We start from the raw sequence: 13,656 nt of genomic DNA, 5'->3' as shown, positions 1-13,656 counted from the left end.
TTACCTCCTGCTGTTAATTCTCTCGTAAGTTGCTGCTTCTGTATCTAATATCTGTTCAAGCGTAGGATTCTCAATATTTTTATGAGCACGCATACAGTCTTCAATAATCTCAATGATCTCGAGATACTTAATCTCACGTTTTAAGAACTGACTGACCGCAAGTTCGTTAGCCGCGTTAAATACGGTCGGAAGAGAGCCACCTTTTCTCCCCGCCTCATATGCCAACTGCAATCCATAGAAGGTATCCATATCCGGTTTTTCAAAGTCTAATTTTCCTAAATTCCAGAAATCAACTCGCTCACCCGGAAGATATCTTCTATCTGGATAATACAGAGCATATTGAATCGGAAGCTTCATATCTGGCGTCCCAAGTTCTGCCATTATGGCACCATCTACATACTCTACCATAGAATGAATGATGCTCTGTGGCTGTACGACTACCTGTACCTGATCTACATCTACATGAAAGAGCCACTTTGCTTCGATAACTTCTAATCCTTTATTTACCATAGTAGAAGAATCAATCGTAATCTTTTGTCCCATAGACCAATTCGGGTGCTTCAATGCATCCTCTACTTTTATTTCCAACAGATCTTCTTGCTTTTTTCCTCTGAACGGTCCACCGGAAGCTGTCAGAAGAATCTTATGGATTGCCTTATGGTCATTACCTTGCAAAGACTGAAAGATTGCGCTGTGCTCACTGTCCACCGGGAGAATCGACACATGCTTTTCTGCCGCCAGCGGCATAATAATATGACCTGCCGTTACCAATGTTTCTTTATTCGCAAGCGCAATATCTTTCCCGGCTTTAATCGCCTCTATGGTAGGGCGAATGCCAATCATGCCTACGATCGCTGTCACTAGTATTTCCATCTCTGATATTGTTGATACTTCAATCAATCCATCCATTCCCGATACAATTCTGGTATTCATATCTGAGACACGCGTACGGAGCTCCTGCGCCTTTTCTTCTGACCAGACCGCAGCAAGTCTTGGATGGAATTCACGAATCTGTGTTTCCAGAAGTTGTATATTGTTTCCAGCTGCCAAGCCAAGGACTTCAATATCTCCATTTTCTCTGACAACTTCCAGTGTCTGGGTTCCAATTGACCCTGTAGATCCTAATATGGCTATTTTTTTCATAGATATCCTCTCTTAATCATTATATGGTAACTTCCATCTTAACAGTATTTTTTTAGATATTTCCAGCAAGAAATGTTGCCAGATAATAAATGACAGGCGCCGTAAAGATTACACTGTCAAAACGATCCAGAATTCCACCATGTCCTGGAATTAATTTTCCATAATCTTTAATGTCATGATTACGTTTAATTGCGGAAGCAGCAAGATCTCCTACTTGTGAGATCATTCCTCCAACTGCACAGATAACCGCATAATGTATCGGATTAGCCTGAGCGCCTCCCCACTGGTTCATCGCCAGGGCAAAAAGAACTCCCAGCAGTGCTGCACCAACAATTCCTCCAATTCCTCCTTCCACAGATTTCTTTGGGCTCAGCTTCGGAGCCATCTTATGCTTACCAATCAACATTCCAACACAGTATGCACAAGTATCACAACCCCAGGAGCTTAAGAATATCAACCAGACCACGACACCTCCATCTGGGAGCATTCTAGTCTGATATACATAAGACAACATAACAGCAACATAGAACAGACCAAAGAAAACTGTCATTACTTGCTCTGCCCTGAAAGTAGGAAATGAAAATACATACACTGCCATTACCAGAACCAGGAAAAGAATGGTAAGCAACATCACATATTGAATATTTCCAGTAAGCAGCATTGCATAATAAGCAGCTGCAGCCAGATATCCAACAAATCCTAATATCTTATTCTGCACATCTACAACTTTATACAATTCTGACAATCCAATCAGACTGATGATTCCCAGAAATGCGAATAACAGATTGCCACCATATCCAACCGTAATAAGTAATACAATTACTAATACGATACCACTTAACAGTCTTGTCTTAAACATCTTCCTTCTGTTCCTCCTTTATTCCTCCATAACGCCGATCTCTGGCATTATATTGTTCAATCGCTTTTTCTAATTCTCTTTTTGAAAAATCCGGCCACGGGACATCTGTAAAATAAAATTCCGTATACGCAAGCTGCCACAACAGATAATTAGAAAGTCTCAATTCTCCGCTTGTACGGATTAAAAGATCGGGATCTGGGATATCATGTGTATCAAGATAGTTTTCAAAGGTCTTCTCCTCAATCTGATCAGGATGTACTTTTCCATCTACACAGTCTCTGGCAAGTTTTCTGACGGCTCGGATAATTTCATCTCTGCTTCCATAATTGATTGCAATCTGGAAATTCAATCCTCCGTTATTCTTTGTTGCTTCTTCCAACTCTTCAATTCTAGTGCGGATATCATCATCCAACCTTGTAATATCTCCAATAACACGAATCTTCATATCATTTTTTGCCGCTGTTTTCAGACAAGTCTTCATATAATTTCTCAGAAGCTTCATCAACGCATCAACTTCGTCCTGGGGGCGGTTCCAATTCTCTGTGGAAAATGCATACACAGTCAGATATTTAATTCCCATGCGATATGCCTCTTCACAGATACGCTCAACATTTTTACTGCCCTGCGCATGTCCATAATTTCGTGGCATTCCTTTAGACTTTGCCCAACGTCCATTTCCATCTAAAATAATCGCAACATGCTGCGGTATATTCATAAGATTATTCTCCTTCCACACAAAAAGCGCACTTAACGGCGCTCTTGCTGATACTTTATATGAATTGAGGGACAGACCCTCTATGCACAGGCTTCGGTTCTGTCCCACTCTCAACTCTTATTAAACAGTCATTACTTCTTTGGATTTCACTTCTACTGCTTTATCTACTTCTTTTACAAACTTATCCGTCAGTTTCTGCAGATCTTCTTCCATATCCTTAATCTCATCCTCAGATACATCAGAACCCTTCAGCTTTTTAAATTCGTCATTTCCATCACGACGGATATTACGGATTGCGACTTTGGAAGCTTCACCTTTTTTCTTAACATCCTTAACCAGTTCTTTTCTTCTCTCCTCTGTTAATTCCGGGAACACAAGACGAATACATGTTCCATCATTGGTTGGATTAATTCCAAGATCAGATACCAGAATCGCTTTTTCAATGACTTTCAGCATATTCTTCTCCCATGGCTGAATCTGAATCATACGAGCTTCTGGTACAGATACATTGGCTACCTGCTGAATCGGAGTAGGAGAGCCATAGTAATCAACGACGATTTTATTCAACACATTTGGATTGGCACGTCCTGCACGAATAGCTCCCAGTTCCCCTTCAAGGTTAGCCATCGTTTTCTTCATCTTATCCTCGTAAACTTTTAATCTTTCATTCATATTGATATCCTCCTATTTTATACAGTCACTTTCGTTCCTGTAAATGTTCCTTTCATAGTTTCTACGATACTGTTTTCTTCATTCAGTCCAAATACCAGCATCGGCATCTTATTCTCCAGACACATAATGGATGCTGTCAGATCTACTGCCATCAGTTTCTTGTCAATAATCTCCTGAATGGAAATCTCATCATACTTCTTCGCCTGCGGATTGACCTTCGGATCACTGTCATAGATTCCATCAATCGCCTTAGCCAGCAACATTGCATCCGCTTCTATTTCAATTGCACGAAGTACAGCTCCTGTATCCGTTGAGAAATAAGGATGTCCAGTTCCACCAGCGAAAAAAATCACCCTTCCTTCATTCAAAGCTTCTACTGCTGCATCCTTAGAAAACAGCGTCGTGAATGCACCACATACAAATGGAGTGAACACTTCTGTCTTCATTCCGGCATAACGGAAAATATCCGAAACATAGATACAATTCATAACGGTAGCCAGCATACCAATCTGATCTGCCTTCACACGGTCAATCGTCTCACTGGTTCTGCCTCTCCAGAAATTGCCACCACCAGTAACAATCGCAACCTGAACACCATCATCCACCAGCTGCTTAACTTGCTTTGCTACCCCCATACAAGTAGCTTCATCAAATCCCGTCTTTTTATCCCCTGCGAGTGCTTCCCCGCTGAGTTTCAACAATACTCTTTTCATAAGTCTGTGCTCCTTATTTTCAGTTCTGTTATTGCTTTCGCATAATTATATTAAATTATATCATAGGAAGAAAAAAAAAGGAATATGCTACGGCAACATTCCCTTTAATTTGTACTGCTTCATAATCCAGAAATACATAACAATGAGCAATATAGCTGCCAATATCCAGGCAACAGGGCTTGCCAGACAGATCCCAATATAGCTCTGACAATGGGATGCCACGCCTGCTGCTATGCTTCTTCCAATCAGTTCTGCAATCCCTGCTGTCATCGGTAATAATCCATAGCCCATTCCCTGAATTCCATTGCGATAGAGATTAACATACACCAGCGGGACAAACGACACTCCGACACATTTTAGATATATATCTACATATCCCATAATTTCTTTCAGGTTCTCCGATACAAAGAGAACCGTCATGTATTTCCCCGCGAAAAACATGAGTGCACCTGTCGCTATGGCATATCCGATGCCCATCCATGTTCCTGACCAGAATCCCTTACGAATCCGAAGAATCTTACCCGCGCCGACATTCTGAGCACAGTAATTGGCCATCGTAGTTCCCAGCGCAATGTAAGCCTGTGTTACAATCTGCTCAATCTTAACCGCCGCTGCAAATCCAGCCGCTGCTACTGATCCAAGACTATTCAGAGCTGTCTGAACGACAATTGTTCCAATAGCCGTAATAGAATATTGAAAAGCCATTGGGAATCCAATCTTCATCTGCCATTTTGCAAGGTCTGTATTCCATCTCCAATCATCCCTACACAGATGCAAAATCGGTACCTTCTTCTTAATATACACAAGACACAAAAGTCCTGACACTCCCTGTGCAATTACAGTTGCATAAGCAGCACCGCCGGCACTCATGTGGAACACAATAATAAACACCAGATCTAATACAATATTCAGTCCTGCTGCCAGAATCAAAAAATATAATGGTCTCTTACTGTCACCAACTGCCCTTAAAATACTTGATAACAGATTATACAATACCTGCGCTACAATTCCGCCACAGATTACCATAATATATTCATATGCCTGATCATACATATCAGATGGCGTATTCATCCAGCGCAGAACATCTTGCATCATTACCATACTAATAATGGTAAGAATTACAGATACAACTGCCGACAATACAGAAGCGGTCACCACTGATTGGCGCATAGCTCTCATATTGCCCGCACCAAAATGCTGCGCCGTAATGACCGTAAAACCAGCCGTCAATCCCTGTAGAAAGCCAATAATCAAAAATACCAGTGTTCCGCAGGAACCAACTGCCGCTAATGCTGCATTTCCAACGAATTTACCAACGATAATGGTATCTGCCATACTATAAAACTGCTGAAATATGTTTCCTATAAAAATCGGCATCGTAAAATTCACAATAATCTTTGCAGGATTTCCTGTTGTCATATCTCTCTTCATAGTCTGCATCCTTCCAAAGTAATCTTATTTTCTCAAAACTCACATCATTATAAAAAATAAAAAAAACGAATGCAATACTATATATCAACAAAAAACTTTGCAAAATCAAGCCGGTTCATCAGCACTTTTTACACTATATACACCTTAATCAAAATCCACATGATATACTTTATCGCTATCATGAATATCTACATAATGTAGATCGAATTGTTCATCCATAATCTCCATGCATCCCTGATAATAGATGGAATCGCTTTTCTTGATCATAAAAATATATGTGCCGTTCTCCTGCGAATCTGCTTCATCGCTGACTTCATCATAAAACTCTCTTCCATCAATCTCTCCCGGATATCCCGCTTTCTTTATCTTTTCTTCAATCAATCTGTATAATTCTTCCATATTTCGCCTCATCCAATCTCTATCACTTAATATCATAAATATCAATGGCTTTAGATATCCTTAAAACGTCAGTCGCATCTGATACCACACTACATTTCCGTGTACAGATGCAGAGACACCTTCATTTTCAAAGCCAAACTTTGCATAATAACGAATCAGCCTGTCTTTGCAAGTAAGCACCAGTCCCTTTCTTCCCTGTTCTTTCGCATCCTCGATCGCCTGTCTGATCAATACTGCTGCACAGCCTTGCTTGCGATATTCTGGGATCGTATTTACTCCAAAGATCATCTGCCAATCACCTGACTCATCATGCATAGAAGCATCTTCATACATCTCATCTGTCAGATCCGGTTCATTCGTCACCATCCCATTGACAAATCCGACCATCTTATCTTCATCAAATAACAGCCAGAAATGATCAGGATATACTTCCAGGCGGTCTTTTAGATCTTTTTCTGTTGCTGCTTCTGCCGCCGGAAAACATTCTGCTTCTACAGCAGCAATCTTACTCAAATCACTCATTGTTGCATTTCTAATATTCATCGTTTTTCTCTCCTTACATCGGTGTCCCAACTTCTATCAGATTACCGTCCGGATCATAAAATCGAATCACTTTTTGTCCCCAAGTATGCTCCATTAATGGATTTACATACTGTATGGGTTCTTTGTAGTTTTCTAATTTTTCAACAAATCCTTCTATATCTGTCTCCTCAAAATAAAGTTCTGTAGCGTGATTTTTCGGAATGATCTCTTTCTGAATAAATTGCTTCCACACCGATGCATCCTGTAATACCAACCCCTCTGTCAGGATTACATTGCCATCCTGATCCAGAATGACATCCAGGCCAAATAAATCTTTATAAAATTCTATTGATCGTTGAATATCATTTACTACGATTAATACATTCCTAAGCTTCAACTTTATCACCAACACCTTTCTGTCTATTGCATCCCTTCAACCAAAATTGTATAATAAACAACAAAAAAAGTACACCCCTATATGATCGGAGGATATAATATGAAAGTCGTAGTCGCAATGGATTCTCTGAAAGGAAGCCTGACATCTATGGAAGCAGGAATATCCGTCAAAGCTGGAATTCTTGCTGCAAAACCAGATGCCAAAGTAGTTGTGAAGCCTCTTGCTGATGGTGGTGAAGGTACTACAGATGCTCTAATTGAAGGATTGAACGGCGAGCGGATCGATGTCACAGTGACTGGACCTCTTGGCAATCCCGTTTCCTGTTATTACGGATATCTAAAAGAGACAGATACCGCCATTATTGAAATGGCATCTGCTGCCGGAATCACTCTTACCAGCCAAAAGGATCCTCTACATTCAACAACTTATGGAGTCGGTGAGATGATTAATGATGCTATTACAAAAGGATGCCGGAACTTTATTATCGGAATTGGCGGAAGTGCCACGAACGATGGCGGAATCGGAATGTTAAAAGCACTTGGCTTTGTATTTCTTGATGAAAAGGGAAACGATGTGGGTGAAGGTGGGCAGGCACTTGGCAAAGTTCATACCATTAATATCCAGAATAAAAATCCCCATTTAACAGACTGCCATTTTCAGGTTGCCTGTGATGTAACGAATCCTCTCTGCGGAAACAATGGAGCCACTTATATCTATGGACCACAAAAAGGTGTTACCGATAACATCAAAGAAGAACTGGACCAGGCAATGGCTCATTATGCAGCAGTTACTCGTGCAGCCCTTGGATGTGATTATGAGAAAGCAGAAGGTGCAGGCGCTGCAGGAGGTCTTGGCTTTGCACTGTTAAGCTACCTTCACGCCAAACTCACACCCGGAATCGACTTAATCCTCAATGCCGTAGAATTAGAAAAAGAACTAAAAGATGCAGATATTGTTGTCACCGGCGAAGGTCGTCTGGACCATCAGACAGCTATGGGGAAAGCACCTGTCGGTGTTGCGAAACTTGCGAAAAAATATGACGCCAAAGTCATTGCATTTGCCGGAAGTGTCACTCCTGAAGCAACCGCTTGCAACGAGACTGGAATCGATGCATTTTTCCCAATTGTACGAGGAATTACAACCCTGAAAGAAGCTATGGATCCAGACTGTGCGAAAGCAAATATGCAGGCAGCTGTTGAACAGGTATTTCGTCTCCTATAATTGCACTCTCCATTATTGCCCCTCTAAATATGTCCCCGTTCTATTAAACAGAACGGGGGCAATAATTTATAATCTCTTTTCAAAATTTCCATCTACAGAGCATCCCTCTGTAAATATCATAAATGCATTAGGGTCAATGCTATGTACGATTTTCTTTATCTGTGCCACTTCATACTTGGATATCATAACAAACAAAATATAGGATGTCTTATTCGTGTATGCACCTTCGCCATCCCAATTCGTGACACCTCGTCCCATTTGCTCCATAATTGCTTTTGAGATACCAACCTTTTTGGTAAATATCATGACACTGGTATTAATATTCTGAATATGTACCCGATCAACGGCCAGAGAAGATACGGTTGCAAATATCAGTGAATAGATGACAATCTCAATGTTAAATAAAAACATACAGATTCCATATACAAAGATATTCATAATGATTGTGACTTTACCAACACTGAAATTCTTATATTTCTTCGAACAGCATAATCCTATGATATCCTGTCCTCCTGCTGATGATCTTCCACGAAGCACAAGTCCACAGCCTACTCCACACACAATTCCTCCGATAATACAGGCTGTGAGATAGTCCTCTACGATAGGAGTCTCAGGAATCGGGATTACAACAAGGAAGGCACTCATCATCCCTACCATAATCATCGTTTTTACAGCAAACTCTTTGCCCAGAATTCGATATCCCATGTACAAAAGCGGTACATTAATTGCAAAATATATGATACCAGTAAGGTTCGCCTGCGGCGGAATCGGAATATGCAGTCCTTTCGTAAGGAGCAATCCAAATAACTGCGAGACACCCATAAAGCCTCCGCTATACAATCCCATTGGCACGATCAACATATTAAATCCAAAGCAATAGATCAGATTTCCTATAATGGAATACATATTCTGTATGATGATTTCTCTCTTTTTTGCATTTTGCAGATAGTTCATCTTTTGTTCCCCCTTTTGCATTTATTTTCTGTTCTTAAAATCTTTTTATCTTCATTTGCTATAAGAGCACCTCCTACACATAATTTACCTTAGAATTTTCTGTCAGGCAATGAGACTGTTTTATTTTTTTCATATTTTATTGAAAAATTTTACTTGCAGCGCAAAATTATTTGAGATAAAATAAAAAAGCCGTGTAGCTTAAATTAATGTATGCAAAGCGTGTGAACTTCTTATAAGAAGTCACGCGCTTTTTTTATTCTGTTATAGGGAACTTTTGTTTCCGCAGAATTCTATATTATTCTAAGCAATACATAATTATAGTTCTTACACAATAACCAAAATGGAGGAATCAATATGCCAAGAAACAAAAAACAAGGAATTATCTTTGGAATCATCATGTCCTATGCCATGGCATACGGCATGGAAATCTACAACATCGCCATCAAACAGGGAATCAACCTGACTGCCGGAGGTTTCAGTAACATGACGAATCTCGTTTTCTGGGATGCATTAAAAGAAGCTGTCTACATGGGATTATTCGTCTTCATCTTCTCTAATCTCTGGGGCAATCGTATAGGAGCAGCCTTTGCCGCCAGACATTGTGATCCAAGTAAAGATAATCCCTATATCTGCCAACTGCTTCGCCAGGCAGGAACTGTTGCCATTATGTGTCCGACCATGAGCCTCGTAGCATCTATTCTGTTCAACATTATCCTTGCAGGAGCACCGATTTACCAACTGCCTGCCATCTGGGTCGGAACCTTTTTTAAGAACTTTCCGATGGCATTCTTCTGGAACATGTTTGCAGCGGCACCATTTACACACTGGATTTTTGGGAAATTATTCCCCAACAATTCATAAAACAGCTTTTCACAGGGGCATCATCTGCCCCTGTGCTTCTCTTTTCGTTTCTGTTGATTCAATTCAAACTTTCATGCTCTACAATAATCTTCAATTCATCCAATGTTCTTTTACCTAAAAGCAGATCTATATCTAACATAATTATATTATGAACATCTGCACTTTTTGGATCACTCCTGTCATCAAATGGCCAGCAAGTAGGCATTGCCACAAAATCTCCCTTTGCATTGGCGCCAAATAACGGCATCCATCCTTCCTTTTCATCCAGAATTGCTATATACACCTTGTCCTCTTCAACGACTACACGGTATTCCATGTCCAGAATGTCCAGATTCCATCCAACAATCGTCTTCTTTCTATTGGAAACGATACTTGCGCACATATAATCTTCCTCCCTTTACTGCTTTTCCTCCTCAGATTCTGCCTCTGATTTCCGCAAAAGTTTTTATTGGCAAAGGATGTGCCGGATGTTCCAAGATGCATTTTTCCATCCACACCATATTATACCATCGTCCAAATTTATATCCGCATTTGTAGAATTCTCCAACCCAGCGATAACCCATATGCTCATGATACTGAACACTGTTCTTCGTAAGATATTCATCTTCTTCGACCGGATATCCGATACAGGCATTTAGATTCACAATATTCTGTAAAGCCAGCACATGTTCCAACGCTTCGTACAATTCTCTGCCAATTCCCTGTTTTCTTGCATCTTTGGAAACATAGACTGTTGTTTCTACTGCCCAGTCATAGGCTCTTCTCTCCTTAAATGGACCTGCATATGTATATCCCACAATGGTTCCGTTATGCTCAGCAACCAGATAAGGATATCTGCAAAGTGTCTTGCGAATTCGCTCACGGAATACTTCCACAGAAGGAACTTCATATTCAAAAGTAATAGCCGTATTTTCTACATAATATGCATAGATTTCCAGTAATTCTTCTGCATCATTTTCCGTTGCAATCCTGATCATGTTACCTGCCTCCACCGATTATTTTTTATGCCACTGATAGAATTCCTTTAATTCTGCCTTCTTTTCATCCGATAACTGGGTCTTCTTTACTCCCAGAATTGCTCCTTCCAATGCTAGAAGTCTGTGGATACAGGCCGATTCGTCTATCTGCTGAATTTTCAACCATGCCTGCTTTGCCCCTACAGAGTGCAGCTCCTCTTCAGTAAAAATTCCCACCTGGTTCAACTGTTCTTCAACGACTTTTCCTATATTCGGTAATTTCGATAATTCTCCCATATCGTCATCTCCTATAATACCAACAATTTTCATCTTATTTCTATTCTTATATTACTATCCTGAACATACCATGCCTGTTACAGTATGTGTATAAAAGTCCATGCCCTTTCTTACGAAATCTTATGGAAATGTCTTGCTCCGGATATAACTTTACAATTTCTGCTCCTGCAGATGTCACATAAGCGACAAAAGAAATATAATGCCTCTTTGTCATCGGATGGTTCAATGTTACATGATACTCCTGATCCACCGTCTCCAGATTGATCATATGATCTTCATCACAATTTTCACATTCCTGCTCTGGCAAAGTAATTCCACAGCAGGAAAAAGATCCTTGTCCGACGGATGTAATGATATTACCACAGACCGGGCATACATAAAAATGCATCTTTTTCATATTTCCTGCTGGATTTTCATTCTTTCTCAAATCTCCTGTTAGCAATTCTGCAATGGATGTCCCCAGTGCCTTTGCCAGATCCTCAATAATCGCAATATCAGGAAGTCCCTTTCCAGTCTCCCATTTTGAGACCGTCTTATCACTTACATTAATTTTATCTGCAAGTTCTTTCTGTGTGATATTTTGCTTTTCTCTTATCTCTTTAATAACCATTCCAGTCACATAACTCATAATAGATTCCTCTTTTCATTTATTATGAGTTCATTGTAAATAATCGCCTTACACATTACAACCTACGATACGTAGAGTTCATTCTACAACCACTCCATCTCAAGCCCAACCTTCAGCTGATGTACCATATCCCCCAGTTCTTCTTTCAGAATCTCAAAAGAACGTTCTCCGGTGCAGTGTCCGGTATAGATCTCTTTCACACCGGTATTCTTAATATGCTGTGCAAGCCTTCGGACTTCTGCCTCTTTTTTGCCAAAGATATGAAATCCTCCGACCAGCGCGCAGATTGTTTTTCCCGGATATGTCGCTTTGATTTCATGAATGATATTCGCAGCTCCCCCATGAGAACAACTGTTAAAGATGACCAATCCCTGATCTGTATCAAACACCAGGCTTTGCTCGTGTGAGAAATCGTCTGCAGCCCATCCACTGCCTGTACGGATGTACATATGATTTTCCTTTCCAATCTCATCCAATCCAGCTGTTTTATGCGGAATCAATGAGACGCCCTGACAAAGGGAAGTATCTCCTTCTGCAAAAATAATTCTTTCCTTTTGCTTCTCAAGAATTCCCTTCGGCAGCCCTATGTATTTATGAAAAATCCATTTCTTCCCATAGCAATTCTCTTTGCTGCCTTTTCTTAGATAGAAACTCGCTTTTTCATTATGTTTAAAAAAAGCGTCCATCCCATCCGAATGATCATAATGAGCATGAGATAAAACCGCATAATCTACATCCTCAATTTCCTTTCCAAGTTCCTTTGCATTTTTCAGGAACAAGTCTGAAGCTCCTGTATCAAGAAGGATGTTTTTCCCCTCATATTCAATATAGATGCTTAAGCCCCATTCCCCGCAAAGTCCACCATTTGAAATATTATCTACTAATACTGTTGCTTTCATTTTCCTCTTTCCCTCATTACTTTTTTAAATTCTTCTGATATTCCCAGAAGCGATATCCAAAATAAGCAAATATTCCAAGATAAAGAACGAACAGCGCTATATACATTCCAACCACCACTCGATTGCCCAGACCTCTTTGTAAAAACAACTGCGGAAGAATGATCAGAAAAAATATAATAAGCAGCGGAATGATTCTTCCCCGGAAAACGCGCTTCATCATCTCTGTTCTGGAGGCATCGTCACAGAAGATCTCTTCTTCGCCATTCATCTCAGCGACCGGCTTACGAAAATAGCTATATCCAAAGAAATCCTGCAGGTATTCCCATCCACAATCCCGGAACATCTGAATATATTCCTCCTTGTGGGCAATCCCTTCCTGATTGTAATCCAGCTGATACACAACATCCTCCGGCTCACACTTCTCAAAATGATATCTTCCAAGTCCCGTCACTTTAATAAATTTCCACCCATTTTTGTGCTGTTCCTGCAGATATCTCTGCTCTCTCTCCCATTCAGGCACCGTAAAATACCGAAATTCCGTCTTCACATTCTTATCTTCCATTCTTCCGCACCTCCATCATATTACGATATAATCTCTCAATTCGCTTCATCTCCAGATCTAATACTTGCTGTCCCAGATCTGTAATAATATAGATCTTTCTTTTCTCTTCTTCTCTTACGAATCGAATCAAACCATCTTTCTCCATCTTAGAAAGACTTCCATACATGGTACCAGGACTTAATTTCAGTTCCCCAGCGGTCATCTCTTCTACTTTTTGGACAATACCATAACCATGAGACTCTTCTCGAAGACAAAGCAATATATAAAATCCCGTCTCTGTCATCGGTACATATACCTTCCTGATATGAGAATCCATAATACCCTCCATTCCAGTGCGATATATCGCACTTCGTTATATATTATATATAGCACTGCGATACATATTTGTCAAGAGAGAATTAGTAATTGATGAGACAAAAGGGAGAAG

At 40.3% G+C, this 13,656-nt stretch carries 19 protein-coding genes; 2 read left to right on the top strand and 17 right to left on the bottom strand.

What is annotated here, in order from left to right; genetic code table 11:
- From ACQRD1_RS07115 to ACQRD1_RS07075, 9 genes are all read right to left on the bottom strand, one after another.
- Positions 1 to 1,143 carry a 1-deoxy-D-xylulose-5-phosphate reductoisomerase gene (locus ACQRD1_RS07115; RefSeq protein ID WP_235233117.1) on the bottom strand — a complete coding sequence of 381 codons (1,143 nt, stop codon included), beginning with the start codon at positions 1,141 to 1,143 and terminating at the stop codon, positions 1 to 3.
- A gap of 52 nt (positions 1,144 to 1,195) precedes the next feature.
- Positions 1,196 to 2,002: a phosphatidate cytidylyltransferase gene (locus ACQRD1_RS07110; RefSeq protein ID WP_235233116.1), complete on the bottom strand. Its 807-nt coding sequence runs from the start codon at positions 2,000 to 2,002 to the stop codon at positions 1,196 to 1,198.
- Positions 1,995 to 2,717 carry an isoprenyl transferase gene (locus ACQRD1_RS07105; RefSeq protein ID WP_235233115.1) on the bottom strand — a complete coding sequence of 241 codons (723 nt, stop codon included), beginning with the start codon at positions 2,715 to 2,717 and terminating at the stop codon, positions 1,995 to 1,997. The genes ACQRD1_RS07110 and ACQRD1_RS07105 overlap by 8 nt, the downstream gene beginning before the upstream one ends.
- 120 nt (positions 2,718 to 2,837) lie before the next feature.
- Complete coding sequence (gene frr, locus ACQRD1_RS07100) at positions 2,838 to 3,389, bottom strand: ribosome recycling factor (RefSeq protein ID WP_235233114.1); 552 nt, start codon at positions 3,387 to 3,389, stop codon at positions 2,838 to 2,840.
- A gap of 17 nt (positions 3,390 to 3,406) precedes the next feature.
- On the bottom strand, positions 3,407 to 4,102 hold the full coding sequence (gene pyrH, locus ACQRD1_RS07095; protein WP_235233113.1) for a UMP kinase: 696 nt from the start codon (positions 4,100 to 4,102) through the stop codon (positions 3,407 to 3,409).
- An 87-nt stretch (positions 4,103 to 4,189) separates the two neighbouring features.
- Complete coding sequence (locus tag ACQRD1_RS07090) at positions 4,190 to 5,533, bottom strand: MATE family efflux transporter (RefSeq protein WP_235233112.1); 1,344 nt, start codon at positions 5,531 to 5,533, stop codon at positions 4,190 to 4,192.
- Between the two features lie 144 nt (positions 5,534 to 5,677).
- Entirely contained in the window at positions 5,678 to 5,932 is a 255-nt protein-coding gene (locus ACQRD1_RS07085; RefSeq protein ID WP_235233111.1) for a hypothetical protein, read from the bottom strand.
- A gap of 60 nt (positions 5,933 to 5,992) precedes the next feature.
- Entirely contained in the window at positions 5,993 to 6,475 is a 483-nt protein-coding gene (locus ACQRD1_RS07080) for a GNAT family N-acetyltransferase (RefSeq protein WP_235233110.1), read from the bottom strand.
- Between the two features lie 13 nt (positions 6,476 to 6,488).
- Positions 6,489 to 6,851: a VOC family protein gene (locus tag ACQRD1_RS07075; protein WP_235233124.1), complete on the bottom strand. Its 363-nt coding sequence runs from the start codon at positions 6,849 to 6,851 to the stop codon at positions 6,489 to 6,491.
- A 99-nt stretch (positions 6,852 to 6,950) separates the two neighbouring features.
- Here ACQRD1_RS07075 and ACQRD1_RS07070 point away from each other — a divergent pair, with 99 nt between their 5' ends.
- On the top strand, positions 6,951 to 8,072 hold the full coding sequence (locus ACQRD1_RS07070) for a glycerate kinase family protein (RefSeq protein ID WP_235233109.1): 1,122 nt from the start codon (positions 6,951 to 6,953) through the stop codon (positions 8,070 to 8,072).
- 66 nt (positions 8,073 to 8,138) lie between these two features.
- On the opposite strand, the gene ACQRD1_RS07065 is transcribed toward ACQRD1_RS07070, so the two are convergent.
- Positions 8,139 to 9,026, bottom strand: a complete 888-nt coding sequence (locus ACQRD1_RS07065) for a YitT family protein (RefSeq protein ID WP_235233108.1) — start codon at positions 9,024 to 9,026, stop codon at positions 8,139 to 8,141.
- Positions 9,027 to 9,380: 354 nt separating this feature from the next.
- Here ACQRD1_RS07065 and ACQRD1_RS07060 point away from each other — a divergent pair, with 354 nt between their 5' ends.
- The gene (locus tag ACQRD1_RS07060; RefSeq protein WP_235233107.1) at positions 9,381 to 9,887 is read left to right on the top strand and encodes a DUF2798 domain-containing protein; all 507 of its coding nucleotides are present in this window, start codon (positions 9,381 to 9,383) and stop codon (positions 9,885 to 9,887) included.
- Positions 9,888 to 9,945: 58 nt separating this feature from the next.
- On the opposite strand, the gene ACQRD1_RS07055 is transcribed toward ACQRD1_RS07060, so the two are convergent.
- The 7 genes from ACQRD1_RS07055 to ACQRD1_RS07025 form a co-directional block, all read right to left on the bottom strand.
- Positions 9,946 to 10,269 (bottom strand): hypothetical protein, encoded by a 324-nt coding sequence (locus tag ACQRD1_RS07055; RefSeq protein WP_427787213.1) that lies wholly within the window; start codon positions 10,267 to 10,269, stop codon positions 9,946 to 9,948.
- Between the two features lie 31 nt (positions 10,270 to 10,300).
- Complete coding sequence (locus tag ACQRD1_RS07050) at positions 10,301 to 10,864, bottom strand: GNAT family N-acetyltransferase (protein WP_235233105.1); 564 nt, start codon at positions 10,862 to 10,864, stop codon at positions 10,301 to 10,303.
- Between the two features lie 18 nt (positions 10,865 to 10,882).
- A complete protein-coding gene (locus tag ACQRD1_RS07045; RefSeq protein WP_235233104.1) occupies positions 10,883 to 11,140 on the bottom strand; it encodes a TfoX/Sxy family protein in 258 nt (85 codons plus the stop codon).
- Between the two features lie 46 nt (positions 11,141 to 11,186).
- A complete protein-coding gene (locus ACQRD1_RS07040; protein WP_235233103.1) occupies positions 11,187 to 11,768 on the bottom strand; it encodes a helix-turn-helix domain-containing protein in 582 nt (193 codons plus the stop codon).
- 83 nt (positions 11,769 to 11,851) lie between these two features.
- Entirely contained in the window at positions 11,852 to 12,667 is an 816-nt protein-coding gene (locus ACQRD1_RS07035) for an MBL fold metallo-hydrolase (protein ID WP_235233102.1), read from the bottom strand.
- Positions 12,668 to 12,683: 16 nt separating this feature from the next.
- Positions 12,684 to 13,229, bottom strand: coding sequence for a DUF2812 domain-containing protein (locus tag ACQRD1_RS07030; RefSeq protein WP_235233101.1), 546 nt, complete (start codon positions 13,227 to 13,229; stop codon positions 12,684 to 12,686).
- Complete coding sequence (locus ACQRD1_RS07025) at positions 13,219 to 13,545, bottom strand: PadR family transcriptional regulator (RefSeq protein ID WP_235233100.1); 327 nt, start codon at positions 13,543 to 13,545, stop codon at positions 13,219 to 13,221. Before ACQRD1_RS07025 ends, ACQRD1_RS07030 begins: the two co-directional genes overlap by 11 nt.
- Positions 13,546 to 13,656: the final 111 nt, after the last annotated feature.

Source organism: Bariatricus sp. SGI.019 (assembly GCF_050315235.1).
Classification (GTDB): Bacteria; Bacillota; Clostridia; order Lachnospirales; family Lachnospiraceae; genus JAFBIX01.
The sequence above is the reverse complement of the archived record's forward strand: the minus strand, read 5'-3'. Positions and strand labels throughout refer to the sequence as shown.